Below are 24385 nucleotides of genomic sequence, written 5' to 3'. Positions count from 1 at the left end.
TTCAGGGCGGCACATGCGTACTCAGGCACCGGCAAACCCCCATTCATGTCGGCGCTACCGGTAGACTGGTGGACAATCCCGCTTCCTCGCGGGAGTCGTCGATACAAGCCGAACGACGCAGCCGCTCCCGCCTGCCGGAGAACGGCCTGTGCTGTGCCAGAAAGGGCGCTTCGTGGCCGATTCCGGCAACCCCAACGAGAACATCCCGTCCACAGCCGGTGAGCACGGCGAGGTCACCGCCTCGTACGACGCCAGCGCGATCACCGTGCTCGAAGGTCTGGACGCGGTCCGTAAGCGACCCGGTATGTACATCGGGTCCACCGGTGAGCGCGGTCTCCACCACCTCGTGCAAGAGGTTGTCGACAACTCGGTCGACGAGGCCATGGCCGGGCACGCGGACACCATCGACGTCACGATCCTCGCCGACGGCGGGGTGCGTGTGATCGACAACGGCCGCGGTATCCCGGTCGGCATCGTGCCGTCCGAGGGCAAGCCGGCCGTCGAGGTCGTCCTCACCGTGCTGCACGCCGGCGGCAAGTTCGGCGGCGGCGGCTACGCCGTCTCCGGCGGTCTGCACGGCGTCGGTGTGTCCGTCGTCAACGCCCTCTCCACGCGGGTGGCCGTGGAGGTCAAGACGGACGGCTACCGCTGGACCCAGGACTACAAGCTCGGTGTCCCGACAGCCCCGCTGGCCCGTAACGAGGCCACCGAGGAGACGGGGACGACCGTCACCTTCTGGGCCGACGGAGACGTCTTCGAGACCACCGACTACTCCTTCGAGACCCTCTCCCGCCGCTTCCAGGAGATGGCGTTCCTCAACAAGGGACTCACGCTCACGCTCACCGACGAGCGGGCGGCGGCGAAGGCCACGGCGGGCGCGGACAGCGCCGAGGTGGTCGACGTACCCGACGAGGAGTCGACCCGCACGGTCACGTATCACTACGAGAACGGCATCGTCGACTTCGTCAAGTACCTCAACTCCCGCAAGGGCGAGCTGATTCACCAGTCGGTGATCGACATCGAGGCCGAGGACAAGGAGCGCCTCCTCTCGGTCGAGATCGCCATGCAGTGGAACACGCAGTACACCGAGGGGGTCTACTCCTTCGCCAACGCGATCCACACGCACGAGGGCGGTACGCACGAGGAGGGCTTCCGTGCGGCGCTGACCTCGCTGGTCAACCGCTACGCGCGCGACAAGAAGCTGCTGCGCGAGAAGGACGACAACCTCACCGGTGAGGACGTCCGCGAGGGCCTGACGGCGATCATCTCGGTGAAGCTGGGCGAGCCCCAGTTCGAGGGCCAGACGAAGACCAAGCTGGGCAACACCGAGGCGAAGACCTTCGTGCAGAAGGTCGTCCACGAGCAGTTGACGGACTGGTTCGACCGGAACCCCAACGAGGCCGCCGACATCATCCGCAAGGGCATCGCGGCGTCCACGGCCCGTGTCGCGGCCCGCAAGGCGCGTGACCTGACGCGGCGCAAGGGGCTCCTGGAGAGCGCCTCGCTGCCCGGCAAGCTGAGCGACTGCCAGTCCAACGACCCGACGAAGTGCGAGATCTTCATCGTCGAGGGTGACTCCGCCGGTGGTTCGGCGAAGTCCGGCCGTAACCCGATGTACCAGGCCATCCTGCCGATCCGGGGCAAGATCCTGAACGTCGAGAAGGCCAGGATCGACAAGATCCTGCAGAACACCGAGGTCCAGGCGCTGATCTCGGCCTTCGGTACCGGGGTCCACGAGGACTTCGACATCGAGAAGCTCCGCTATCACAAGATCATCTTGATGGCGGACGCCGACGTCGACGGCCAGCACATCAACACCCTGCTGCTGACCTTCCTGTTCCGCTTCATGCGGCCGCTGGTCGAGTCCGGGCACGTGTACCTCTCGCGCCCGCCGCTCTACAAGATCAAGTGGGGCCGTGACGACTTCGAGTACGCGTACTCGGACCGTGAGCGCGACGCCCTGGTGGCGCTCGGCAAGCAGAACGGCAAGCGGATCAAGGAGGACTCCATCCAGCGCTTCAAGGGTCTCGGCGAGATGAACGCCGAGGAGCTGCGCATCACCACGATGGACCAGGATCACCGCGTTCTCGGCCAGGTCACGCTGGACGACGCGGCGCAGGCGGACGACCTGTTCTCGGTGCTGATGGGTGAGGACGTCGAGGCGCGGCGCTCGTTCATCCAGCGCAACGCCAAGGACGTCCGCTTCCTCGACATCTGAGTCGGCCGTACAAGCAAGCCGCAGCGTGAAAGGACTTTGACCAGCAATGGCCGACGAGAACACCCCTGTGATGCCCGAAGAGGAGCCCGCCGTCCCGGGAGTGGGCATGCGTGTCGAGCCCGTCGGGCTCGAGACGGAGATGCAGCGCTCCTACCTCGACTACGCGATGTCCGTCATCGTGTCGCGTGCGCTGCCCGACGTGAGGGACGGTCTGAAGCCCGTCCACCGCCGGGTGCTGTACGCGATGTACGACGGTGGCTACCGGCCCGAGAAGGGCTTCTACAAGTGCGCCCGCGTCGTCGGTGACGTCATGGGTACGTACCACCCGCACGGCGACTCCTCGATCTACGACGCGCTCGTGCGACTGGCGCAGCACTGGTCGATGCGCATGCCGCTGGTGGACTCCAACGGCAACTTCGGTTCCCCGGGCAACGACCCGGCCGCGGCGATGCGGTACACCGAATGCAAGATGATGCCGCTGTCCATGGAGATGGTCCGGGACATCGACGAGGAGACCGTCGACTTCCAGGACAACTACGACGGACGCAACCAGGAGCCGACGGTTCTGCCGGCGCGCTTCCCGAACCTCCTGGTGAACGGTTCCGCGGGCATCGCGGTCGGCATGGCCACCAACATCCCGCCGCACAACCTGCGCGAGGTCGCGGCCGGAGCGCAGTGGTACCTGGAGCACCCGGAGGCCTCGCACGAGGAGCTCCTGGACGCACTGCTCGAGCGGATCAAGGGCCCGGACTTCCCGACGGGCGCGCTCGTCGTGGGCCGCAAGGGCATCGAGGAGGCGTACCGCACGGGCCGTGGATCGATCACGATGCGCGCGGTCGTCGCGGTCGAGGAGATCCAGGGCCGGCAGTGCCTGGTCGTCACGGAGCTTCCGTACCAGACCAACCCCGACAACCTCGCGCAGAAGATCGCCGACCTGGTGAAGGACGGCAAGGTCGGCGGCATCGCGGACGTCCGTGACGAGACGTCCTCGCGCACGGGCCAGCGACTGGTCGTCGTGCTGAAGCGTGACGCGGTCGCCAAGGTCGTGCTGAACAACCTCTACAAGCACACCGATCTGCAGTCGAACTTCGGCGCGAACATGCTGGCGCTCGTCGACGGGGTGCCGCGCACGCTGTCGATCGACGCGTTCATCCGGCACTGGGTGGCGCACCAGATCGAGGTCATCGTCCGGCGTACGAAGTTCCGGCTGCGCAAGGCCGAGGAGCGGGCGCACATCCTGCGCGGCCTGCTCAAGGCCCTGGACGCGATCGACGAGGTCATCGCGCTCATCCGGCGCAGCAACACCGTGGAGATCGCGCGCGAGGGCCTGATGGGCCTGCTGGAGATCGACGAGCTCCAGGCGAACGCGATCCTGGAGATGCAGCTGCGTCGCCTGGCCGCGCTGGAGCACCAGAAGATCACCGCCGAGCACGACGAGCTCCAGGCGAAGATCAACGAGTACAACGAGATCCTGGCCTCGTCCGCGAAGCAGCGTCAGATCGTCAGCGAGGAGCTGGCGGCGATCGTCGACAAGTTCGGCGACGACCGGCGCTCCAAGCTGGTCCCCTTCGACGGCGACATGTCCATCGAGGACCTGATCGCCGAGGAAGACATCGTCGTCACCATCTCGCGCGGCGGTTACGTCAAGCGCACGAAGACGGACGACTACCGCTCGCAGAAGCGCGGCGGCAAGGGCGTGCGGGGCACGAAGCTCAGGGAAGACGACATCGTCGACCACTTCTTCGTGTCGACGACCCATCACTGGCTGCTGTTCTTCACGAACAAGGGCCGGGTCTACCGCGCCAAGGCGTACGAACTGCCGGATGCCGGCCGGGACGCGCGTGGCCAGCACGTCGCGAACCTGCTGGCGTTCCAGCCGGACGAGCAGATCGCCCAGATCCTGGCGATCCGCGACTACGAGGCCGCGCCCTATCTGATCCTGGCGACGAAGGGCGGTCTCGTGAAGAAGACCGCGCTGAAGGACTACGACTCCCCGCGTTCGGGCGGTGTCATCGCGATCAACCTGCGGGAGACCCAGGACGGGAGCGACGACGAACTGATCGGCGCCGAGCTGGTGTCGGCCGAGGACGACCTGCTGCTCGTCAGCAGGAAGGCCCAGTCGATCAGGTTCACCGCGACGGACGACGCGCTGCGCCCGATGGGCCGCGCCACCTCGGGCGTGAAGGGCATGAGTTTCCGCGAAGGCGACGAACTGCTCTCGATGAATGTTGTCCGGCCCGGTACGTTCGTGTTCACTGCCACCGACGGCGGGTACGCGAAGCGGACCGCGGTGGACGAGTACCGCGTCCAGGGTCGTGGTGGTCTGGGAATCAAGGCCGCCAAGATCGTCGAGGACCGCGGATCGCTCGTCGGCGCGCTGGTGGTGGAGGAAGCGGACGAGATCCTCGCCATCACGCTCGGCGGTGGTGTGATCCGTACGCGAGTCAATGAAGTCAGGGAGACGGGCCGTGACACCATGGGCGTCCAACTGATCAATCTGGGCAAGCGTGATGCCGTCGTCGGCATCGCGCGCAACGCCGAGGCCGGTCGTGAGGCCGAAGAGGTCGACGGGACCGATGAGGCCGAAGGCGCCACGGTCGAGGCCGATGCCGCGAGCGTGGTCGAGGGCACAGTCGAGGGCACGGCGCCCTCGGCCGGGGAGCACGAGGAGTAGAGCGTGAGTGGAGCCACGGGCGCCGGTTCGGCCGCTTCCGGAGCAGGCGCGCACGGCGCCCGTGGCCCTGCCACGGACTCCCAAGGGGGCACTGTGACGGACACTCGGGGACCTCAGCCGCAGTACGAGGGTTACGCGACCGGGCCGTTGCCCGGCGAGCGTGAGCCCGCGGCGGGACAGGCGGGTCCCTACCACCCGCCGCAGGCGTACCAGTCCCCCGCGGGCGGTACGCAGGGCGGCGGCACTCAGGGCGGTGTACAGGGCGTGGGCGGAGCGCAGGCGACCCGGCTGCCGCGGACCGGGGCGCGGACCACTCCGCGTACCCGTAAGGCGCGACTGCGGGTGGCGAAGGCCGATCCGTGGTCGGTGATGAAGGTCAGCTTCCTGCTCTCCATCGCGCTCGGCATCTGCACGGTGGTCGCGGCCGCCGTGCTGTGGATGGTGATGGACGCCATGGGCGTCTTCGAGACCGTGGGCGGAACGATCAGCGAGGCCACCGGCTCGAACGAGAGCAACGGCTTCGATCTGCAGTCGTTCCTGTCGCTGCCGCGCGTCCTCATCTTCACGTCGGTCATCGCCGTGATCGACGTGGTGCTGGCCACCGCGCTGGCGACGCTGGGCGCGTTCATCTACAACCTGTCGGCCGGCTTCGTCGGTGGTGTGGAGCTCACTCTCGCCGAGGACGAGTAGGGCGCCGGGTATCGATTTTGGGACTGGCCCCGACGTGCGCTAATCTTCAGAAGTCAGCGCAGCAGCGCGGCGGGGCTATAGCTCAGTTGGTTAGAGCGCATCCCTGATAAGGATGAGGCCACAGGTTCAAATCCTGTTAGCCCCACCAGCAGGAAGGCCCCTCACCGGAAACGGTGGGGGGCCTTCTGCATGTCCGGGGGCAGCCGGGGCCGGCGGCGGATGTGACCTGACCGCCGCCCGGCACCGCCCCCGGGGAGCCTGAAGCGGTCCGGGCCTCAGGGAGAAGCGGGACGCCCCCCGGCAACAGCCCCGGGGGCGGCCCCGGACGCCGTCCGGCACAGCCCCGGAGGGTGCTCTCCCCCGGCCGGCCCGGCGGGGGCGCGTACGGAGGCATGGAAAAGGCCCCCGCCGGTGTGAACCGGACCAGGGGCCTGGGTGGCGTGCGCGGCGCCCTCAGGGTGGCAGCGGGGCCGAGTCCCCGGCGGGTGTGGCGCTGTGGGCGGAGCGGGTGCTGTTCGTCGCCTCGGCGGCGTCCGTGGTGTCGGCGGACAGCTGGCGGGTGGCGGGCGAGGAGCCGTGCGCCTCGGCGCGGATGCGCTGCTTCATCGTGGGTGGCAGCGCCCTGTCACGCGGAAGGGTCCATCGCACCGACGGCGTGGTCGCGGTTGCCGGGTTCGCACCCGTGTGCTCGTGGCTCGTGGCCGTCGGCTCCGCGGCCGTGGCCTGGGCGGTGGCGAGGCCCAGCGACGCGAGAAGCGCGAAGAAGGCGGTGATGAAGGCGGTCCAGATGCTCTTGACCCTGAAGGTGCTCATGGCCCCTCGCTTTCAGGTGGTCCGGTTTGCTTACCTTTCCGATGATGTGGATCCGAGCCGTGGAAACCGGGACCGACGCCCCCGGTGCGCCGATCTTCCGATGAACACCACTCTTATGGTTCAACCGGCTCGGAAAACCCGCTTCGGGGGTCCCCAGGGGTCTCGACAGGGGTCCGGAGCGGGCGGCGACGGGGTGCCGGGGAGGTCACCGATCGGTATCGGTCGGTGTGTATAGTCGGGCGGCAGAAGTCCCTTACGTCAAGGAAAGACGAGGTCGCGCGGTGAAGAAGCTTCTCCTGGTCGCACTGGCCGCCATCGGCGGGCTCCTCGTGTACCGCCAGATCCAGGCGGATCGCGCCGAGCAGGATCTGTGGACGGAGGCGACCGACTCCGTGCCCGCAGGTTCAGGTGTGTGAGACGGAACAGTCTGCTAGAAGCCCCGGCCGCCGAGCGGCCGGGGCTTTCTGCTGCCCGGAGTGCTGTTGCGGGACCGTGACGACCACGCCCTTGAGTTCACCTAAGCAAATCGCTAGGTTGCATGAGCAAAGCAACGGTGATGACGGTGACCGAGGGGGATTCGGTGAACGCACGCACGGGAGCGGCCACGTGCCGCCGCAGGGGGAGGACGGCGGTCATGGCCGGCGGGGCGCTGTTCGCCCTGGTGGCGGCGGTGCTGCCCGCCGTGGCGTCCGTACCGGCGGCCCGGGAGGCCGCGGAGCGGGACGGGCCGGGCAGCGGCAGTCTCGTCATGGTGCTCGACTCCTCGGGCTCCATGGCGGACGACGACGGCACGGGCCGGACCCGGATGGAGAGCGCGCGTAAGGCCGTGGGGACCGTGGTCGACGCGCTGCCCGAGGGGCACCCGGCCGGCCTGCGCGTGTACGGCGCCGACCGGCCCCGCGGCTGCACGGACACCCGGCTCGTGCGTCCGGTGAGCGCATTGGACCGGGCCGCCATGAAGAAGGCCGTCGCGGGCGTGCAGCCCCGGGGGGACACCCCGATCGGGCTGTCCCTGCGCAAGGCCGCCGAAGACCTTCCCACGCCCTCGGCCGGTGCCGTCGGGACCCGCACGATCCTTCTGATCTCCGACGGCGAGGACAACTGCGGTACGCCGGCCCCCTGCGAGGTGGCCGAGGAGCTCGGCAGGAAGAGTGCCGGGCTGCGGATCGACACCGTGGGCTTCCAGGTCGAGGGGGCTGCCCGGGAGCAGTTGGAATGCGTCGCGGAGGCGGGCAACGGGCGCTACTACGACGCGCCGGACGCGGACGCGCTCGCCCGCCAGCTCCAGCGGTCCGCGCAGCTCTCGGCCGACGGCTACCGGTTGAAGGGCGAGCCGGTCGAGGGAGGGGCCACCACGGCGAAGGCACCCTCCATGGACCCCGGCCACTACCTGGACACCATCGGGCCCGGCGAGAAGCGGTACTACGCCGTGAGCCTGGACGCGGTCTCCACCGCCGACTTCGCGGCCACCGCGGTGCCCCAGGCCGGTGCGGCCGTCGACAGCCTCGACGCCCTGAGCACCGGTCTGGCGTACGGCGACGGGGACTCCACCTGTGACTCGGACACGGAGCGCTTCCTCCAGCAGGAGGGCGCGACGCCGCTGACCTCCGCGGTGTCCCGGATCCGCTCGGAGGACGGGACCCGCAGCTGTGACGAGGCGGGCCGCTACTGGCTCGTCGTCGAGCGGCAGAGCAAGAAGGGTTCCGACAGGGCCCGTTGGCCCCTGGAGCTGGTGTACGGCGTGGAGCCGCCGCTGGCCGGCGGAGTCACCCCCGCGCAGTCCCGGCCGGAGTACGGGAAGGGCGGAGAGCACGCGGCGCTGCCGACGGGCGATCCGCGCGACGTGCGGGGCGGCACCGGCTTCAACGACGCCACACCGCTCGGCCGGGGTGTGTGGCGGGACCGGATCCTGCCGTCGCAGACACTTTGGTACAGGGTGCAGGCGGGCTGGGGCCAGCAGGTGCGCTACGACGTGGAGTTCGCCAACGAGCCCACGGTCGACGGGGGCGCCGCCACCTACTCGTACGGCGGGACACAACTGTTCACTCCGGCGCGCTTCCCGGTCGACAGCGGCGGTGAGTTCCGCTCGACGGCGATGTACAGCGGGAAGCCGGCGGCGCTGCGGATGGGATCCGTCCCGGTCGCCTGGACCAACCGCTACGAGTCCCGTTCGGCGGTCCGCCCGGTGCACGCCGGCGGCGACTTCTACATCGCGGTGACCCTGGGGGCGAGGGCGGCCGAGATCGCCGAGAACCCGCGCATCGGTGTGGTGCTGCGGGTGGCGGTCCTCGGGGACGAGCTGGCCGGTCCCGAGCACGGGGCCCCGGCACTGGCGCAGAAGCCGGGCGGTACGAAGGCGGGCAATGACGGCAGTGCGGCGGGGGCCGCAGACAGCGGTGGTACGGGCGGGGCAGGATGGACCGGCATTGCGGCCGCCGTCGGAGCGGGCGCCGCGGTCGCTCTGACCGCCGGATTCCTGCTCGTACGCGGCCGGCGCAGGGCAGGTACGCAGACGACGAGGGGAAGCGCGTGAACAGGCAGCGCAACAGGGGCCGGGTGACGCTCGCGACGATCGCGGCGGTGTGCGCGGTGGCGGCGCTGCCGGGGCAGGCGCACGCGGCCGACGACCCTGCCGCGTACACCTTCGATCCCGCGGCGGAGGCGGTCCAGGGCGCGGAGTCCAACGCCGACGCGGCGGAGCTGAAGCCGGGGTCGGTCTACAAGAGCTCCATCGGGCAGGGGCAGAAGCTCTACTACCGTCTGGAGCTCGACGACAGGACGGATGCCTACGTCTCCGCCGTGGCGGTGCCGAAGGCCGGTGGGAAGGTCGCCTACGGCGACGGCATCACGATCAGCATGAGGGACCTCGACGACAACCAGTGCAGTTCCGAGGACGCGGACTTCGAGTCGGCGGAGTTCCCCCGGCCGATCGCCGCCTACGCCCACCGGACCGTGGAGAAGGACAGCACCACGTGCGCGGCGGGTGGCACGTACAACGTCCTGATCGAGCGGGAGAGCAAGGCGACGTCGTCCCCCGAAGCCTGGGACCTGGAGCTGCGCTTCGAGAACGAACCGGCGCTCAAGGACAAGAAGTCGATGCCGACCGAGGCGCCGGAGAACTGGCCCTCCGCCTCGCCGACGCCGCCCGCCGGCAAGCAGAAGCGGTCCGGCGGCAGCGGTTTCTACGACGCCACCAGCCTGGACACCGGTGAATGGGTCGACACGATCACGCCGGGGCAGACCCGTTTCTACCGGGTTCCCGTGGACTGGGGGCAGCAGCTCTTCGCCACGGCCGCGCTGAGCAACAGCGGCAAGTCGACGGAGTACCTCGGCAACGCCCTGGCGCTGGCCCTGGACAACCCGGCACGCGGTCATGTGGACGACGCGACGCTGTCGTACTCCGGGACGCCCAACTCGGTGGCCCTGGACCCGCTTCCCCCGGTGGCGTACGAGAACCGTTACGACTCGGGGGCCGACGTCAGCGCCATGCGCTTCGCGGGCTGGTACTACCTGTCGGTGACGCTCTCGCCCGAGGTCGCCGAGCACTACGGGGACGGGGCCCTCGGGCTGACGCTCAAGGTGAAGGTCGTCAACGACAGCAAGGCGTCGCCCTACCAGGGGGACGCCGGGATCTTCGGGGTCACGGACGACGACAGGGACATGGCCCAGAGCGGCCGGAGCGCGCCCGAGGCCGGTGAGAGCGCCATGATGAAGACGGTCGCCGCGGCGGGCATCGGCGCGGGTTCCGTGCTGGTCCTGGGGCTCGGGGCGTGGACCCTGCTGGCCAGGCGCCGGGCGGCTCCGGCCGCTGTGCCGCCGGGCGCGGGCGGTCAGCCGCCGTTCGGCGGCCCGCCGCAGGCCTGGTAGGCGGCTCGGACGTCCGGGAAGGCGCCCAGGCCTGGGTGAGGGCCCGGATCCTCAGGCCTGGGGTGAGCGTCCGGTCCCTCAGGCCTGGGTGAGGGCCCAGATCCCCACCGCGAAGCAGATCAGCGCCACGACCAGCACCGGGACCGCCACCTTCGGGGACGGTCCCGGCCGCTTCGAGGGGGCCGGTCGCGGGGCGGCCGGTGCGACGGGCTGAGGAGCCTGCGGGTGCTGGGCGGTGTACGGGCGCGTGGGCGTGGTCCCGTACGGCACGGCGGCCGTGGCGGCATGCGCGAGATCCGGACCGGCGTCGGAGGCGTAGGGGGACGCCGCTCGGGCCGCCGGCGGAGCGGACGACGGCGTCTGCGGCTGCGCCGGGTGCGGGATCGGGGCGGGCTGCTGCGGGGGCGGCGCGAGATGGAAGCTGCCCGTCTCGGACATCGACGAGGGCGGGGCGTAGGGCTGCTGCCCCGGCGTGCCCTGCGGAGGGGCGTAGGGCTGCTGTCCCTGGCCCTCCGGCGCGTAAGGCTGCTGCGACGGCTGGGGTGCGGGCGGCGGCGCCCCGACGGCCTGTGCGGGCGTCTGCGGCCCGTTGCCGGGTGTCCCGGGGCCGGTGGCGGGTCCGTCGGGGCCGAATCCCGCGGGCAGCGGGCCGATCTGGTCGAACACCTCGACCCGCTCGTCGTCCGGGCCGGGCTCCGGCAGCATCTCGACCGCCGCGGTCAGCGCCTTGCGCGCGCCTGTGGCCGTACGGAATCGGGCGTGCGGGTCCGGTTGCAGCAGACCGGCGAGAACCTGCCACAAGGGCTCCGGCACCCCCTGGGGCGCGCCCGGGGTGCCGTGCGTGGCGAAGTACTCGATCAGCGCCTTGGAGTCCGGCTTCTGGCCCTGGAGCAGATAGAGCGCGACGAGCCCGACGGCGAAGAGGTCCGCCGGGAAGTCGGGCTCCGCTCCCATCATCTGCTCGGGAGCGAAGTAACCGGGCGTGCCCACCACGTAGTTGGTCTCCGTCAGCCGCGGCTCGCCCTTCCGCATCGAGATGCCGAAGTCGGAGAGCCGCAGATGCGGTCGGCCCGTACCGGTGGCCTCCATAAGGATGTTGGCCGGTTTGATGTCACGGTGCACGACCCCCTCGGCGTGCACCGTGGACAGCCCGGACAGCAGCTGATCGAGCAGGAGACAGACGAACCGAGGGGGCAACGGGCCGTAGTCGCCGATGACATGGGCCAGCGAACCGCCGCTGACCAGATCCATCGTGAACAGGACCTTGTCGTCGTCGGCGGCCCAGCTGGCCGGGGCGAGAACGTGCGGATGCTCGATCCGCAGCGCCTGCTCACGGACGAAGCGCAGCAGCGTGTGCGCGTCGCTCTGCTGCAGGACCTTGGCCGCCACGTACCGGCGGCGCCGGTGGTCCCACGCGCGCCAGACGGCGCCGACCCCACCACGTCCGATCGGATCGACCAGCTCGTACCGACCAGCGAAGACCTCACCCATTGCGCTGCGCCCGCTCCCGTTCCCGTTTCGGTTCGTGCCCCGGCTGTCGGGATACTGCCACGGTCGGCCACCCCGAGGGCGGCCCCGGGCCCTAGCCCTGGTGGCCTTCGTAGTGCGCGACCGCGTCCGCGGTGCGTCCCGCTCCGTACACCCTGAGGAACTCTGCCAGCTCGGGGTGGGCCGGGGCGAGGGAGTCCGCCGCATCGATGATGTCGCCGGCCGCGGCGACCGACCGCAGCAGCGACTGGATCTCACGGACCACACGCCGCACGGTGGGGGCACCGCCCGTGGTGGAGGTCTGGCCGGTGTTGGTCAGGACCGAGCCGCCCTGCGACTTCTTGATCTCTTCCATCCGGTCGGTGGCCTCTCCCGCGCTGACGCTGCCGTCCGCCACCTGGCTGGCGAGCTCCTGAAGTGCCTGGACCCGCTGGACGACCGCGGGATTGCCGATCTTGGCCCGCTGCCCGCTCATCAGCTGGGAGAGCATGGGGGCGGACAGCCCGAGCACCGCCGCGAGGCGTGCCTGATTGAGGCCGAGGTCGTCGATCAGCCTGCGGAAGAGCGCCCCCAGCGGCTCTCCGTACCAGCTGCGCTGGAGCTCCCGGGCTCTAGCCGTCGCCTCTTGCTGCGCTGCGTCCATTGCGTCTCCCCTTCGCTGCGGCTTCGCTGCTGCGAACCTCGTCGTGCATCTTACGGAGAGCCGTTGCGGGCCGGGAGCCCCAATCCTTTTGCAGGATTCGGGGGGTCACCCGGTACTCTGTTCTGCGACGGACGTCGCGGCGTGGTTTTGTTCCGTGGTGTCCGGCATTTCGGGGCCTTAGCTCAGTTGGTAGAGCGCTGCCTTTGCAAGGCAGATGTCAGGAGTTCGAATCTCCTAGGCTCCACAACCCGATGCCCCCTGATCGCCTTAGGCGCAGATCAGGGGGCATTTTTTCGGGTCGGGCGGCCTTCAGGCGCGCAGTTCGATCACCGTGATCTCGGGCTCGGCACCGACCCGTACCGGCGGGCCGAAGAATCCGGCGCCGTTGGTGACGTACAGCTGGGTGTCGTCGACCTTTCCGAGGCCGGAGACGACGGGGTTGGCGAGCTTGGTCAGTTCCGTGAGAGGGAACATCTGGCCGCCGTGGGTGTGGCCCGAGAGCTGGAGGTCGACCCCGTGCCGGGCCGCCTCCTCGATCATCACGGGCTGATGCGCCATGAGTACGACCGGCCGGCTGGTGTCCCGCCCGCCGAGAGCCCGTGCGTAGTCGGGCCCGCTCCCGTGCTCGGCAGCGGACAGGTCCTCCACACCGGCCAGATCGAGCACGGCCCCGTGGTGGCGGATCTCCCTCCGTTCGTTGAGGAGCGTGGTGACCCCGAGATCGTGCAGTTCCTCGACCCAGGCCTCTGCCCCGTCGAACATGTACTCGTGGTTGCCCGTCACGAAGAACGCGCCGTGCGTGGATTCCAGATGACGCAACGGTCGGGCAGCCGGAGCGAGTTCGGAGGGTTTTCCGTCCGCCAGGTCGCCGACGACGGTCACGACGTCGGCCTCCAGACCGTTGATCATCCGGACGATCCGCTCGGTGTGGGAGCGCCCGAGGAGCGGACCGAGGTGCAGATCGCTGACGACCGCGATCCGCAGCCCGGAGAGCGGCCGGGCCAGGCCGGCGATGCGGATGGGCACCCGCTTGACCACCGGGTCGCCGAGCGCCGTACGCATGCCGAACCCGGTGGTGGTGGCGGCTACGGCGCCCGCGGTGAGTGCGCCCGCGCGGCTGAGGAAGAGGCGCCGGTCCGGACGTGCGGGTCCGGTGCTCCCCGTCTCCGGGGCGCCGCCCGCGCCCGCGGGTGCCCGGCCGGCACCCGCGAGGGCTTCCTTCTCCGCGCCGCGGGGAACGCTCGCCACCGGCACCCGCGCGGGCTCCGCGACAGCGGGCGCCGGGCCGATCCGTCCCCGTGCGCGGGCCCGGATCCCGACGACCGCACGCGGGATCTCCATCATCAGCAGAGCGAGCATCAGGTACAGCAGCACACCCAGCCAGACGTACCCGGTCCAGGCCAGCGGCCTTCCCGTGTCCGGGCCGAGGGCCGGGACGAGGATGCGCGGGGCGGCCGCGAGCGCCGCCGAGACGACGATCGCGACGGTCCCCACCCGGCGGGCCGTGCCGCCCGGCCGGGTGGTGTCGCGCACCAGCCGGACCCACAGCCACCGGTGGATGAGCGCGGAGGCCACGACGATGAGCAGGTTCACCAGGGGTGCGAGCATTACTTCGCCTCGACCAGGTCCTGGTGGGGAGTCTCGGCGGCGGGCGCCTCACTGATTCCGTACCGGGCGTGCAGACGGCGCAGCGGGGCCGGTGCCCACCAGTTGGCCTTGCCAGCCAGTCCCATGAAGGCCGGGACGAGGAGGGTGCGGATCAGCAGGGCGTCGACGAGGACGGCCAGCGCCATGCCGATGCCCAGCTCCTTCAGGAAGACCACGCCCCCGGTGGCGTAGGCGGCGAAGGTGAGGGCGAGGATCGCGGCGGCCGAGGTGACGAGCGGGGCGCTGCGCTGGATGCCTTCGGCGACCGCGCTCGTGTTGTCCCCGGTCCGGTCGTACGCCTCCTTGATCCTGGCCATGATGAAGACCTCGTAGTCCATGGACAGCCCGTAGGCGATGCAGAACATCAGGATGGGGATGCTCGGCTCCATACGGCCGCTCGCGGTGAAGCCGAGGAGACCGGAGAGGTTGCCGTCCTGGAAGACCCAGACCAGCACGCCGAACATCACGCTGAGGCTGAGGATGTTGGCGATCGTGGCCTTGGCCGGAATGAGCAGACTGCCCGTCATCAGGAAGAGGATGACGAAGGTGACCAACAGGATCAGGGCGACGACGTACGGCAGGCGGTCGAGAAGCTCTCCGCGGAAGTCCGTCATGGCGGCGGGGAACCCGCCCACGTGCACTTCGGAGTAAGGGGCTTCCACCGCGCGTACCCGCTCCACGAACTGCGCCATGTCGCCGGCCAGCGCCTCCTGGTCGGGGACGACCGTCAGACGGGTGTGCTCACCGGCTTCGAAGCGGCCGGGATCGGACGTCGCGCCCGCCCGGTCGCCGTCGCGGTACGTGCCGCTCCCGGTGTCCACCTGGAAGACGCCGGGGACCTGCGACAGCCGTTCCGGATAGTCCGAGCCGGAGGACGGGTTCCCCGTCGCCTCGCCGGTGGTGACGATCTGCAGCGCGTCGGTCTCCTCGGCCGCGAAGCCGGTGCGGATCTCCTCCTGCACGACGCGGCTGGACGCGCTCGCGGGAAGCACGCGCTCGTCGGGCAGGCCGAACCGGGCGCCGAGGAAGGGCGCGCCCAGGGCGAGCAGGGCGATCAGTACGGGAAGGCCGTAGAGGAGCGGCCTGCGCATGACCTTCAAGGTGTTGCGGTACCAGCGGCCGGACTCCACGGCGGGTTCGGCCCTGCCCGGCCGCAGGGTGCGCCGGCCGACCGCCGCCAGCGCGGCCGGCAGCAGGACGACCGCACCGAACGCCGCGGACCCGACCACCGCGATGCCGGCCCATGCGAAGGACTGGAGGAACGGGAAGGGGAAGAGGAACAGTGCCGCCAGCGAGGCGGCGACGGTGAAGCCGCTGAACAGGACGGTCCGGCCGGCGCTGGCTACCGTACGGACGACCGCCGCGTGGCGGTCCGCGTCGGTGGCCCCCGGAGTGGCGGCCATCTCCTCACGGAATCGGGAGATGACGAACAGGCTGTAGTCCAGGCCGAGTCCGAGGCCGAGGACGAGTGCCAGGTTGGCGGCGAAGGTCGATACCTCGGTGAACGCGGTGACCCCGCGCAGCATCGCGAGCGTGGCCAGTACGGAGAAGAAGCCGACGCCGAGCGTCAGTCCCGCCGCGGACCAGCGCCGGTAGACCCACAGGAGCAGCAGGAGCACGGCGGGGACGACGACGGCCTCCGCGCGCAGGAAGTCCCGCCGGGTCTCCTCGCCGACCTGCCGGAACACCTCGTCCTGGCCGCCGGGGCGCACGGTGAGGAGCTCGGTGTCCTTGGTGAAGTCAGGGGTGATGGTGGCCAGGTCGGTGCGGACCTCGGTGGCCGTTCCCCGGAGCCAGGCCACCACGAGTGCCTGCGAGCGGTCCTCGCTGACCAGCGCGCTGTTCTCACCGCGCGACCAGTAGGAGCCGGCCGTGTCGACGCCCTCGCGTCCGGCCAGGTCCTCGGTCAGCTTCCGGCCCTCGGCGGCCACCTCGGGGTCGTCGACCGTCCCGCCGTCCTTGGCGGTGACCAGGAGGACGTAGTTCGGGGAGCCGTCCTTGAACTCCTCGTGAAGGATCTGCTCCGCGGTGTCCGACTGGGAGCCGGGCGCCTCGAAGCGCGACAACGACAGGGCGGCCTGCGCCCCCGCGCCGAATGCCGCGGCGAGCAGGAAGAGGACCGCACCGGCGATCAGGACGGTGCGCCGCCGGGCCGCGGCGAAGGCGCCGAGCCGGTGGAGCGGGGACGGTGTGGCTGACATGGGGTGAGCTCCCTGGGTTTCGGGGTGGGAGGAAGGCAGGACGGCTCCGCACGGTCGACGATGACCGCCGCCGCTGACCACTCGCTGGAAGATTCGCTGAAGTCCGGCGGGGCGTGCGGCGGCGGGGCGAGGCCGCGCGAGGCACGGGTGGGCCCCCTTGCGTGCGGGATCTCGAGCCGGTTCAGCGCCGGTCGAGCCACTCGGCGAGGGTGTCGTGGACCAGCGGGGCCTGGCGGGCCATGCCCATGTAGTGGCCGGCTTCCGGGATGTCGATCAGCTGGGTGTCCTCGGCGCCGGTGAAGAGCGCGCGGTGCTCCTCGCCGCCCTCCACGCGCGCGTCCTTCTCGCCGTACATGAAGAGGACGGGCACGGTGATGGTCTTCAGCTCGCGCAGGTCGACGAGGACCGCGCCGAGCTGGGAGACCATGTCGCCGCAGGGGTGGCGGTTCTGGTGCGGCACAGCCAGGTCGAGGACGGCCGGATCCGTGTCGTGGAAGTTGCCTGACCTGAATTCGGCGGGTCCCAGGTCGTAGTAGACGTACCCCTTGGTCCCGCCTCGGAGGCAGGTCTGGAGGGAGGAGAAGAAGCGTGCGTTGGCCTGCGGGGTGAGTCCGCGGTCCGTCCAGTCCATGAGGACGAGGCCGTCGATGTCGCGGAAGGAGTAGGCGGCGATCTGCGCTATCTGGCCGCCGTTGGACTGACCGGCGAGGAAGACCTTGCCGAATGCGGTGGCCTCCTTGCCGCTTCCCTTCGCGCCCCCGCTCCGGTAGGTCCCCTTGCGGAGCTGCTGGACGATCTGGTGCGTGATGTCGGCCTGCCCCCCGATACAGGTGGCCAGGCCGTCGAGGGTGTCACTGCTGTCGTAACCGATGCGGTCGATGGTCAGCGAGGCGTGGCCCCGTGCGGCCAGCTCTTCCGCGTGGTGGTAGCCGTCGGCCTCGACCCGCCAGTACCACTCGCCCGCGGCGATGCCGTGCTGGTAGAGGGTGACGGCCTTGTCCGCTCCCTCGCCCTCCAGCAGACGGGTGGGAGCGGTGAGGTGTCCGCGGACGGTGTACGTGCGGCCGTCGACCGGGCAGGAGGCCTTCGTCCGGTTGATGTTCCGGACGGTGAAGCTGACGGGAACATCGGATATGCCCTTGTCGAGCTTCCACGCCTTCCGCTCCGGGGCACTCACCGCGTCGGTGCGGTTCGCCGGCGCCTCCGGCGATGTCGCGACGGCGTTCGTCCAGTACACCGGGGTGACGGCCAGCAGCGCCGCCGCCGCACCGAGCAGAACGGTCCGCAGCCGGTTGGTCCTGACGGAAATCACGCGGCACTCTCCTCCGGGACGACGTGGTCGAGCAGACCCGCGCGGTGGTACCAGGCCGCGGTGTCCGCGAGGGTCCGGGCCAGCGGGCGGAAGGTGACGCCGAGCTCCTGCTGGGCCCGGGCGGAGGTGATACGGGTCCGGTCACCGTCGAGCAGGGCACGTACGCCCTCACGGGTGGCGACGGGCGGGGTGCCGCGTAGTTTCGCCTTGGTCTCCAGGACGGTCGCGAACGCGATCGCCGCCCGGGCCGGAACCTCCCTGGGGGCCGGCACTCCCGTCGCGTGGGCGACCGCCGCGCAGGTCCCCGACAGGGACCGCCACCGGCCCGCGACGATGTAGCGCCGCAGGTGCTCGCCCTGGTCGGCCGCCCTGACCAGGGCGTACGCCACATCGCGGGCGTCCACGACGTGGTTGCCCGCCCGGGGCACGGCTTTGATGCCGCGCCGGGCGACGGCGAGGAAGAGCCGGCCCGCGGATGTGGGGCCCGCGTCGGCCGGGCCCCACATCCAGCCGGGAAGGACGATGGGAACCCGGATCCGCCCCGCGTACTCGGGGTCCTGCGCGAAGGCCCGGACAGCGGCCTCGGCACGGACCTTGCTGGCGCGGTACGCGTTGCGCTCCCAGTCCGGGGGCGGGCCGGCGGACTCGTCCGCGGGCTCCTCCGCCGTTCCGGCGCCGAGGGTGTTGACGGAGCTCGTCTGGACGACGGTGGGCACCCCCGCGGCGACTGCTTCCCGCAGGAGCGTGGTGACGGCGTCGACGTTGGTGGCGAAGAGCCGGGGGAGGTCGGCGTCGGGGAGGTAGTACTCGCGGAAGTACGCGGCGGTGTGGATCACCGCGGCAACGCCGGGCAGTGCCCCGCGGTAGGTCTCGGGCTTCAGGATGTCGGCCGTGACGACGGTCAGTTTCGGGTGGGGACGGAACTGGCGGGCGGCCTTCCCGGTGTCCCGGACCAGAGCCGTCACCTCCCGTCCCTCACCGAGGAGTTGGCTGACGACGGCGGTTCCGAGGAGACCGGTCGCACCGGTCACCATCACACGGCCGCGCCGGGGGCCGGATCCGGGCGTGTTCATTTCGCTGTCTCCAGTACGGGTTCCGTGGGTGTCTCGTGGGCCGGGCCCGGGGGAACGGCGGGTTCCTCGCGCAGGCCGAAGCGCTGCTGGAAGCGCGCCAGCGGGGCGGGTGCCCACCAGGTGGCCCGGCCGCCGAGCCGCATGACCGCCGGGACGAGAAGCCCCCGGACCACGGTGGCGTCCACGAGAACGGCGAGGGCGGCGCCCAGGCCGAGCATCTTGCTGTTGGTGATCTGGGAGGTGCCGATGGCGACGAAGACCACGGCGATGATCAGCGCGGCCGCTGTGATGACACCGCTCGTACGGCGTGCGCCGGTGACGATGGCCAGCCGGGAGTCGCCGGTGCGGTCGTACTCCTCCTTCATGCGGGACAGGAGGAAGACGCCGTAGTCCATGGAGAGGCCGAACGCGATGCAGAACATCAGCACCGGCAGGGTCGCCTCGATGGTCCCGGTCGGCGTGAACCCGAGGAGTCCGGACAGATTGCCGTCCTGGAAGACCCACACCACCAGCCCGAACATGGCGGTGAGGCTGAGTGCGCCCGACGCCACGGAGAGGAGCGGTACCAGCAGGCTCCCGGTGAGGAGGAAGACCAGCAGGAGGGAGGTGCCCACGATGAGCAGTCCGGCGGCGGGCAGCCCGTCGGCTATGGCCTGCTTGCTGTCCTCCAGGACAGCGGCCCGGCCGCCCGCGAGCGGTGCGAGGTGCTCGAAACCGGACGAGGCGGCCCGTACGCCCTCGACGAGGCGCCGGCTCTCCGGCGACACGTCCTCCACGCCCTTCTCCGGGACCACCGACAGGTGCGCCAGGCCGTCGGCCGCGCGGGAGGCGTCGGCGGGAGTGGCGGCGTCCTCCTTGCGGCCGTCGCGGTAGGTGCCGAGCGGGGTGTCCACCTCGGCGGCGTGCGGAAGCCGGGAGATCTCCGCCGCGTACCGGCCGAGTCCTTCCGCGTCCCGGACGAGGATCTCCACCCCGCCGGTCGTGCTGGCGGTGAAGTCGTGCCGTATCGCCTCCTGGACCAGGCGGGATTCCGAGGACGCGGGCAGCTGCCGGTCGTCGGCCGTCCCGAACTCGACCTGGAGGAAGGGGACTCCGGCGGCCACGAGGAGGGCGGTGACGGTGACGGCGTACCGGAGCGGGCGGCGCACCACACGTTCGACGAGGCCGCCCCTGTGCCGGACCGGCGGTGGCTTCCTGCGCAGGCGGAAGGCATCCACCCGGTGTCCCAGCAGGAGCAGCACCGCCGGCAGCACGATGAGGGACGCCGCGGCGGCCAGCAGGACGACGCTGAGGCCCGCGTAGGCGAAGGAGCGCAGGAAGTACAGCGGGAAGACCAGCATCGCGGCCAGCGAGACCGCGACGGTCAGGGCGGAGAAGAGGACCGCGCGGCCCGCCGTGCGCAGCGTCGTACGGACCGCGGTGTGCGGGTCGGCCCCCCGGTGCAGTTCCTCGCGGAACCGCCGCACGATGAGCAGCGCGTAGTCGATGGCCAGGCCCAGGCCGAGCGCGGTGGTGAGGTTCTGTGCGAAGACGGAGACCTCGGTGACCGAGGTCAGCAGACGCAGCACGGCATTGGTGCCGAGGATGGCGAGTATCCCGACGCCGAGCGGCAGCAGTGCCGCGACGGCACCGCCGAAGACGAGCACCAGGATGATCAGCGTCAGCGGCAGCGCGATGAGTTCGGCCGTGAGCAGGTCGTCCGCGATGGTCGTCTCGATCTCTCCCTGCACGGCGACGCTGCCGCCCAGCGAGACGTCCAGCGCGTTCGCGTCCGGCGGGCTGCCCCGGTAGCGCGGGGCCAGCCGGTCGTAGGTTCTGGCGGCCGTGTCGTCGTCGCCTTCGAGGTGCGCGAGGATCAGCGCCTCGGAACGGTCGGCGGACCGCAGACGCTCCGAGCCGGTCTGCCAGTAGGAGACCACGCCGGAGACCCGGGGCTCGAAGGCGAGGCGTTCGGCCAGCCGGGCGCCCTGGGCGGCCACCTGTTCGCTGTCGACGCCCGCACCGTCCTCACCGCGGACCAGCAGCACCAGATCGGGGGCGCTCGACGGGAAGTGCTTCTCCAGCAGCGCACCGGCGCGCGAGGAGGTGGAGGACGGGTCGTCCGTGCCACCGCCCAGCAGCCGGTCGCCGACGTCCGCACCGATGACGACGGAGTTCGCCGCGAAGAGGAGGGTGAACAGGAGGACGAACCAGGGGCCGAGGCGCCGGCCCGCCGAGCGGGTCTCAGGAGACGTACGGGACACGGCCCTGCTCACCGCCGACCGGGATCCTGGCGAGCAGCTCGGCGATGCGGCCCGGATGGTCGAGGGGCACCCGGGCTCCGACGACGCCGTCGGGGCGGACGTACAGGGCCTGGGTGGTGGTGCCGTACCGGCCGGCGGCGACGTCGTGGGCGGGCAGCGCGCTGGGCACGGAGAAGGTGTCGCCGCGGTCGGTCGGCCGGATCAGCAGTACGTCGACGTTGCTGCTCGCCGTGCCGGCGTGACGCCTCGCCGCCGTCTCGGCCGCCCGCACCGCGGCGGTGTCGGTGCCGGAGACGCCGAGCACGACGACGGTGTGCCGGCCGGAGGCCACGTAGCCGTGGAGGCTGTCCGCTTCCCGTCCGTACACCATGGACAGCGCGGTGTCGGGGACCCGGCGGCCCGGCCGGACGCCGTCCGAGGGGGTTCCCGAGACGATCGGACTGGCGGTCAGGTCCAGGTCTACCTGCGCGAGTTCGGGCACGAGACGCTTCTCCAGCGCTCCACTGGCCGAGAGCCTGCGGAGCAGGGTGTCCCGGAGGAAGCGGGAGACCGTCGAGCGCAGCAGCCAGAGCTTCGTCTGCCGGTCGGCGTTGCCCACGGCCCGGACCGCGCTGGGCCGTCGCTCGGCCTCGTAGCTGTCGAGCAGGCCCGGTTGCGCGCCCGCGCAGACCGCCGCGAGCTTCCAGCCCAGGTCGTAGCCGTCCTGGACCCCGGTGTTGAGACCCTGGCCGCCTGCCGGGCTGTGGCAGTGCGCGGCGTCACCCGCGAGGAAGACCGGACCCGACCTGAAGGCCGCGGCGACCTTGGTGTGCACCCGGAACCTGCTGGTCCACGCGGTGCTGGTCAGGGTCCAGCCCCCGGGACCGCGGGCGTCGAGCAGCCTCTGGAGCTCGGCGTCGTCCGGGGGGCCCTCGCCGCTGCCGGCCGGCAGGTCGAAGAAGACCCGGTGGCCGCCCTCCGGAAGCGCGACCACGACCAGCACACCGTCGGGCGTGAGGTGGTACTGCGCCTCGGCGGCGGGCAGCCGGGTGGGGCCTTCGGCCTCCAGCAACCCGTCACCGAGGAGGAAGTCACGGGCGTACGTGCTGCCTTCGAAGGGGATGCCGAGACCTTCCCGCACCTTGCTGTGCGCGCCGTCGGCGGCGATCAGCCAACGGGCCTGTGCCGTGCCGCGGTCCCCGCCAGGGCCCTTCAGCTCGACGGTGGCCTCCTCGGCCGCCACGGTGACCGACTCGGCCTCCGTCGACCATTCGACGGTGCCGCCCAGTTGGATCAGCCGCTCGTACAGCAGCTCCTCCGTCACGGGCTGCGGCACGCACAGCGGGCCGGGGAAACGGGTGCCGCTCAGCGCACCGAACCCGAGTCCGGCGATCCTCCTGCCACGTGACCAGTACGAAGCGCCGCTGAGAGGCAGCGACCGCTCACCGATCGCCACCGCCGTTTCCAGCCGGTCGAGTACCTCCAGGGCTCCGCTCCACAGGATCAGCGCCTTGGGAGCGCCGGTGGGTCCGTGCCGGCGGTCCACGACCCTGACCTTGACCCCGTGCCGCAGCAGGGTGCAGGCCGCGGTGAGACCGGTCGGTCCGGCTCCGACGATCAGCACCTGAGGGGTGGGCGAACGGGTCATGAGTTACCTCCGGAAGGTTCGTCGACAAGAGCGGGCAGGCGCATCAGACGGCCCACGTCCCGGACGGCCTGGTCCGTCGTGTCGAAGCGGATCGCGTGCATTCCCTGCGCCCGGGCGGCGGCGCAGTTCTCCTCCAGGTCGTCCAGGAGGAGCACGGTTTCCGGGTCGGCGCCGAGCCGGGCGACGAGCCGCCGGTAGATCTCGGGGTCGGGCTTGCGCACGCCCTCCCGGGAGGAGTCGACGACGATGTCGAACAGCTCGGCGACGGGGAGCGTCGCGCGCCAGCGCGGCTCCCACTCCCGGACGTTGTTGGTGAGCAGCCCGACCCGGTGGCCGGCCGCCCGGACGGTGCGGAGGAATGCGGTGAGTTCCTCGTTGGAGCGCCTGCCTCGGAACCAGACCTCGCCGAACGGGCGGCCCCGGAGCACGTCTCCGGGATCCGTGTCCAGCTCGGACAGCACGCGGCGCACGAGTTCGTCCTCGGCGATGGCGCCGGTCTCCAGCTCCGCCATGGGACTCACCCCGTACCGTCGGGTGGACCGGCCGAAGGCCGCCTGGAGATCCTCGACCGGGATTCCGGTGCTGTCGGAGAAGACCGCGTAGGTCTCGGCGAGCGGGTTCGTCAGGACACCCCCGTAGTCGCAGACCAGCGTCGTGACGGCGGGAGCGCCGGCGAACGCGGCCGCGTCCGCCCGGGTCTCGTGGGTCACGCCCACTGGGCCACCTCCACATTGACCTCGCTCACCGAGGAGCCGCCCTGGCCGAGGCGCACCTCGACGGGGACGGTCAGGGTGCCCAGTGACTCCGCGTGCTGGACGCCGTCGACATGGGCGGTCACCGGGGTACTGAGACCGAGCTCGGCGAAGTCGGTGAAGCGGGCGCGCACGGACGTCACGACCAGGTCCACGGGCGACAGCCCGTGCAGTCGTGCGACCGAGGCCACGGCGAGCTGCCGGGCGGCCTCCAGCTGGAGGTTCCCGGGCACATGGTCCAGCTGGTGGTCGAACAGGTGCGGGTGGGCGGTGTCGACGACCAGGAACGCGGAGGCGTCACCGCCGACACCGACGGCGGGCTCGGTCAGCACCACGTTCCGGATGTCCCTGCGGCCTACGGTCGTGGGAGCGGCGGGAGCGGGCCGGTGGGCGCGCGCGGCGGATGCCGCCCGCGCCTTGCCCAGGCCCTGGGCCCGGAGCATCCCGTACGCCCGGCGGCTGACGAACGTCAGACCGCCCGACGCCCGGAGCGTGGGTGTGCCGTCGAGATCCACGACGATGTCGAAGTCGAAGCCCAGAATGCGGCCGCCGCGGTTCGTCTCCGGCCGCACGGACAGGTGCAGCACGGTCTGGGCCGGCCGGGCGCCTATGCGCAGCGCCTCCAGGGAGAGCACGTCGAAATTCAGCGCGCTGAAGATGAACGCGCTGTCTATCGCCACATCGAGGTGGCGGTGCGCGACACACACCCCGGACTGCCGCAGGACCTCGACGAGCAGGAGGAAGTCGTACGCGGCCGGATGCTCGCCGACGAGGTGGCCGCGCGGCAGCTGGGCGGCGACGTCGAAGGTACGGGTGGCGTCGCCGGGAGCGGAGGTCCCGGTCTCCACCGAGTCCGTGACGAAGACCTCCGCCACGGCGGCCCGATGGACCACCGAGCGGGGGAGGGTGGAGTCGAAGCTGAGGGGCACGGGCGCAGGGGCGCCGACGGGAGCGGGTTCGGGTGCTGACGAGCGGCTGACGGGCAGTGCCATGCCTGGAGTCCTCCTGGACCTGTCTGCGTGATGTCTCGTTCGGGGTCGGTTCCTGGGAAGGAACCTTCGCCGGACGTGCTGACGGGCCGCTGGAAGGGACGCTGAACTGCTTCGGAAGGCCGGTGCGAGGCGTCCTGGCGTGAAA

At 70.9% G+C, this 24385-nt stretch carries 17 protein-coding genes and 2 tRNA genes; 8 read left to right on the top strand and 11 right to left on the bottom strand.

Translation table 11 applies throughout. The features are described from left to right. Positions 1-148: 148 nt before the first annotated feature. The 4 genes from gyrB to OG379_RS19655 all read left to right on the top strand — a co-directional run bounded on the left by gyrB (position 149) and on the right by OG379_RS19655 (position 5730). Positions 149-2218 (top strand): DNA topoisomerase (ATP-hydrolyzing) subunit B, encoded by a 2070-nt coding sequence (gene gyrB, locus OG379_RS19670; RefSeq protein ID WP_405664503.1) that lies wholly within the window; start codon positions 149-151, stop codon positions 2216-2218. Positions 2219-2264: 46 nt separating this feature from the next. After that, positions 2265-4892: a DNA gyrase subunit A gene (gene gyrA / locus OG379_RS19665; RefSeq protein WP_393763634.1), complete on the top strand. Its 2628-nt coding sequence runs from the start codon at positions 2265-2267 to the stop codon at positions 4890-4892. 93 nt (positions 4893-4985) lie between these two features. Then, positions 4986-5582: a DUF3566 domain-containing protein gene (locus OG379_RS19660; RefSeq protein ID WP_104787387.1), complete on the top strand. Its 597-nt coding sequence runs from the start codon at positions 4986-4988 to the stop codon at positions 5580-5582. A gap of 71 nt (positions 5583-5653) precedes the next feature. Beyond that, a tRNA-Ile gene (locus OG379_RS19655) sits at positions 5654-5730 on the top strand. A gap of 305 nt (positions 5731-6035) precedes the next feature. Here OG379_RS19655 and OG379_RS19650 read toward each other — a convergent pair. After that, positions 6036-6395, bottom strand: coding sequence for a DUF6344 domain-containing protein (locus OG379_RS19650; RefSeq protein WP_393763631.1), 360 nt, complete (start codon positions 6393-6395; stop codon positions 6036-6038). A gap of 281 nt (positions 6396-6676) precedes the next feature. Between OG379_RS19650 and OG379_RS19645 the strand changes: the two genes are divergently transcribed. The 3 genes from OG379_RS19645 to OG379_RS19635 all read left to right on the top strand — a co-directional run bounded on the left by OG379_RS19645 (position 6677) and on the right by OG379_RS19635 (position 10262). Then, positions 6677-6811: a DLW-39 family protein gene (locus OG379_RS19645; RefSeq protein ID WP_003958712.1), complete on the top strand. Its 135-nt coding sequence runs from the start codon at positions 6677-6679 to the stop codon at positions 6809-6811. Positions 6812-7029: 218 nt separating this feature from the next. After that, positions 7030-8928 carry a vWA domain-containing protein gene (locus OG379_RS19640; RefSeq protein WP_405668582.1) on the top strand — a complete coding sequence of 633 codons (1899 nt, stop codon included), beginning with the start codon at positions 7030-7032 and terminating at the stop codon, positions 8926-8928. Beyond that, positions 8925-10262 (top strand): hypothetical protein, encoded by a 1338-nt coding sequence (locus OG379_RS19635; RefSeq protein ID WP_405664501.1) that lies wholly within the window; start codon positions 8925-8927, stop codon positions 10260-10262. The genes OG379_RS19640 and OG379_RS19635 overlap by 4 nt, the downstream gene beginning before the upstream one ends. 78 nt (positions 10263-10340) lie before the next feature. On the opposite strand, the gene OG379_RS19630 is transcribed toward OG379_RS19635, so the two are convergent. Together OG379_RS19630 and OG379_RS19625 are read right to left on the bottom strand one after the other, a co-directional pair. After that, complete coding sequence (locus OG379_RS19630; RefSeq protein ID WP_405664500.1) at positions 10341-11753, bottom strand: serine/threonine-protein kinase; 1413 nt, start codon at positions 11751-11753, stop codon at positions 10341-10343. Positions 11754-11844: 91 nt separating this feature from the next. Beyond that, the gene (locus tag OG379_RS19625; RefSeq protein WP_393763625.1) at positions 11845-12393 is read right to left on the bottom strand and encodes a helix-turn-helix domain-containing protein; all 549 of its coding nucleotides are present in this window, start codon (positions 12391-12393) and stop codon (positions 11845-11847) included. A gap of 171 nt (positions 12394-12564) precedes the next feature. Here OG379_RS19625 and OG379_RS19620 point away from each other — a divergent pair. Next, a tRNA-Ala gene (locus tag OG379_RS19620) sits at positions 12565-12637 on the top strand. Positions 12638-12702: 65 nt separating this feature from the next. On the opposite strand, the gene OG379_RS19615 is transcribed toward OG379_RS19620, so the two are convergent. The 8 genes from OG379_RS19615 to OG379_RS19580 form a co-directional block, all read right to left on the bottom strand. Beyond that, positions 12703-14001 carry a metallophosphoesterase gene (locus tag OG379_RS19615; protein ID WP_405664497.1) on the bottom strand — a complete coding sequence of 433 codons (1299 nt, stop codon included), beginning with the start codon at positions 13999-14001 and terminating at the stop codon, positions 12703-12705. Further along, positions 14001-16241, bottom strand: a complete 2241-nt coding sequence (locus tag OG379_RS19610) for an MMPL family transporter (protein ID WP_405664495.1) — start codon at positions 16239-16241, stop codon at positions 14001-14003. The genes OG379_RS19615 and OG379_RS19610 overlap by 1 nt, the downstream gene beginning before the upstream one ends. 181 nt (positions 16242-16422) lie before the next feature. After that, the gene (locus OG379_RS19605; protein WP_405664493.1) at positions 16423-17553 is read right to left on the bottom strand and encodes an alpha/beta hydrolase; all 1131 of its coding nucleotides are present in this window, start codon (positions 17551-17553) and stop codon (positions 16423-16425) included. Beyond that, a complete protein-coding gene (locus OG379_RS19600) occupies positions 17550-18626 on the bottom strand; it encodes an NAD-dependent epimerase/dehydratase family protein (protein ID WP_405664491.1) in 1077 nt (358 codons plus the stop codon). Before OG379_RS19600 ends, OG379_RS19605 begins: the two co-directional genes overlap by 4 nt. Further along, complete coding sequence (locus OG379_RS19595) at positions 18623-20881, bottom strand: MMPL family transporter (RefSeq protein WP_405664489.1); 2259 nt, start codon at positions 20879-20881, stop codon at positions 18623-18625. The genes OG379_RS19600 and OG379_RS19595 overlap by 4 nt, the downstream gene beginning before the upstream one ends. Continuing rightward, on the bottom strand, positions 20850-22496 hold the full coding sequence (locus OG379_RS19590; protein WP_405664487.1) for an FAD-dependent monooxygenase: 1647 nt from the start codon (positions 22494-22496) through the stop codon (positions 20850-20852). The genes OG379_RS19595 and OG379_RS19590 overlap by 32 nt, the downstream gene beginning before the upstream one ends. Continuing rightward, positions 22493-23206: an HAD family hydrolase gene (locus OG379_RS19585; RefSeq protein ID WP_405664485.1), complete on the bottom strand. Its 714-nt coding sequence runs from the start codon at positions 23204-23206 to the stop codon at positions 22493-22495. The genes OG379_RS19590 and OG379_RS19585 overlap by 4 nt, the downstream gene beginning before the upstream one ends. Further along, positions 23203-24240 (bottom strand): ScbA/BarX family gamma-butyrolactone biosynthesis protein, encoded by a 1038-nt coding sequence (locus OG379_RS19580; protein ID WP_405664483.1) that lies wholly within the window; start codon positions 24238-24240, stop codon positions 23203-23205. Before OG379_RS19580 ends, OG379_RS19585 begins: the two co-directional genes overlap by 4 nt. Positions 24241-24385 lie beyond the last annotated feature (145 nt).

The sequence above is a fragment of the Streptomyces sp. NBC_01166 genome (assembly GCF_045039765.1).
GTDB lineage: Bacteria > Actinomycetota > Actinomycetes > Streptomycetales > Streptomycetaceae > Streptomyces.
Note: the sequence above shows the minus strand (reverse complement) of the source record. Positions and strands in the feature narration are given on the sequence as shown.